This window comes from Mesorhizobium sp. M7A.F.Ca.ET.027.03.2.1 (assembly GCF_003999175.1).
Lineage (GTDB): Bacteria > Pseudomonadota > Alphaproteobacteria > Rhizobiales > Rhizobiaceae > Mesorhizobium.
Window position 1 is genome coordinate 1 of the sequence record NZ_RZOM01001016.1, and the last position, 2,237, is coordinate 2,237.

The window sequence follows — 2,237 nt, forward strand, 5'->3', positions numbered from 1 at the left end:
ATCTACCTCGACGAGATCGCCCGGCTTTCGGAAAACTGGCGCGGCGACCGCATCGTCAAGCGCTGGGAGATGGGCTTTCTCAACCGCCATTTCGCCGACCATCTCGGCACCGACATGCGCCGTTTCGTCCTGCACGGTCCCGATGGCGAACTGGTCGCTTTGCTCGACTTCGACCCGTTGTTTGCCGACGGCAAGGTCATCGGCTACACCACCGCCTTCAAGCGCAAGCATCTCGACGCCTCACCGCATGCCGAGATCGGCCTGACCAAGTTCGCCGTTGACCGTTTTCGCGAAGAGGGCATCTCGGTGGTCACGCTCGGCCTGTCGCCGCTCGTCGATGTGGGCCCGAGCGGATTTGCCGAAAGCGATTTCTGGCGCAATGCCTTCCAGCGCGCCTATTCTTCTCCCTGGGTCAATCGGCGCAGGTTCAACCTGCAGGGCCAGGCGGCGTTCAAGCGCCGCTTCCACGGCGTCGAGGAGCCGGTCTACATCGCCTTCCGCAAGGGGACGTATGTCGAGATGCTGGGGCTGCTGCGGCTGGTCAAGGCGATCTAGGTCTGGTGATATTCAGGTGAGGCCGGCCTGCAAATGGCGGCTTCCTGCGCTTCCCTAGTTCTACTGCCACGCAGTAGAACTGAGCTCACGTACAAAAAGTACGCTCCGCTCCGGTTCTCGGAATCCACCATTTTCGACTCGGCCTGACCTGAATCTCAACAGACCTAGCGGCGCTCAGGGCGCTTTCGCCGCTCAGTTCCTGAGCCGGTAGCCGGTCCTGAATATCCAGGCGACGATCGCTATGCAGATCAGCAGAAAGACGATCGTCATGCCGAGGCTGATACCGACCGAGACATCGGATTTGCCGTAGAAGCTCCAGCGGAAGCCGCTGATCAGATAGACGACCGGATTGAACAGCGTCACCGTGCGCCAGATCTCGGGCAGCATGTTGATCGAATAGAAGCTGCCGCCGAGGAAGGTCAGCGGCGTGATGATCAACAGCGGCACCAGCTGCAGCTGCTCGAAACTCTTCGCCCAGATGCCGATAATGAAGCCGAACAGGCTGAAGGTCACCGCCGTCAGCACCAGGAAGGCGAGCATCCAGAACGGATGCAGGATGGTCAGCGGCACGAACAGCGAGGCGGTGGCCAGGATGATCAGACCGAGAAGGATCGACTTGGTCGCGGCACCGCCGACATAGGCGATGACGATCTCCAGATAGGAGACCGGCGCCGACAGAAGCTCGTAGATCGAGCCGACGAATTTCGGGAAATAGATGGCAAAGGAGGCGTTGGAGATCGACTGCGTCAACAGCGACAGCATGATCAGACCCGGCACGATGAAGGCGCCGTAGCTGATGCCGTCGATCTCGGTGATGCGCGAGCCGATGGCCGAGCCGAAGACGACGAAATACAGCGACGTCGAGATGACCGGCGAGACGATGCTCTGCAGCACGGTGCGGAAAGCACGCGCCATTTCCATGCGGTAGATCGCCCATACGGCGCGAAGGTTCATGGCTCCCTCCTCACCAGATTGACGAAGATCTCCTCGAGCGAAGAGTTTTGCGTGTCGATATCGCGGAACTGGATGCCGCCGGCCTCGAGATCGCGCATCAACGAGGCGACGCCGGGCCGCTCGGCCTGATTGTCATAGGTGTAGGTCAGCTGCCCGCCATCGGGCGACAACTCCAGCGCATAGCGCGAGAGCGCCTCGGGAATGGCCGTCAGCGGATTGCGCAGTTCCAGCACCAGCCGCTTGCGGCCGAGCTTGCGCATCAGTTCGGCCTTGTTCTCGACCAGGATGATCTCGCCGCGGTTGATGACGCCGACCCGGTCGGCCATCGCCTCGGCTTCCTCGATATAATGCGTGGTGAGGATGATCGTGACGCCGTCCTCGCGCAGCCGGCGCACCATCGCCCACATGTCCTGGCGCAGCTCGACGTCGACGCCGGCGGTCGGCTCGTCGAGGAACAGGATGCGCGGCTCATGCGACAGCGCCTTGGCGATCATCAGCCGGCGCTTCATGCCGCCCGACAGGGTGATCGCCTTGGCGTCCTTCTTGTCCCACAGCGACAGGTCGCGCAGCACCTTCTCGACAAAGCCGGGGTTGGCCGGCTTGCCGAACAGGCCACGGCTGTAATTGACCGTCGCCCAGACGCTCTCGAAGGCGTCGATGGTCAGTTCCTGCGGCACCAGCCCGATCAGACCGCGCGCGGCGCGATAATCCTTGTTGATGTCGTGGCC

General features: G+C 62.0%; 3 protein-coding genes. 1 reads left to right on the forward strand and 2 read right to left on the reverse strand.

What is annotated here, in order from left to right; all coding sequences use genetic code 11:
- The coding region (locus EN750_RS30455) for a phosphatidylglycerol lysyltransferase domain-containing protein (RefSeq protein WP_127398947.1) at positions 1–555 on the forward strand (555 nt) is incomplete at its 5' end.
- 192 nt (positions 556–747) lie between these two features.
- On the opposite strand, the gene EN750_RS30460 is transcribed toward EN750_RS30455, so the two are convergent.
- Both EN750_RS30460 and EN750_RS30465 read right to left on the reverse strand, forming a co-directional pair.
- Positions 748–1,509, reverse strand: coding sequence for an ABC transporter permease (locus EN750_RS30460; protein WP_127268577.1), 762 nt, complete (start codon positions 1,507–1,509; stop codon positions 748–750).
- Positions 1,506–2,237: ABC transporter ATP-binding protein (locus EN750_RS30465; protein ID WP_145968059.1), on the reverse strand; the 732-nt coding region annotated here is incomplete at its 5' end. The genes EN750_RS30465 and EN750_RS30460, both read right to left, overlap by 4 nt.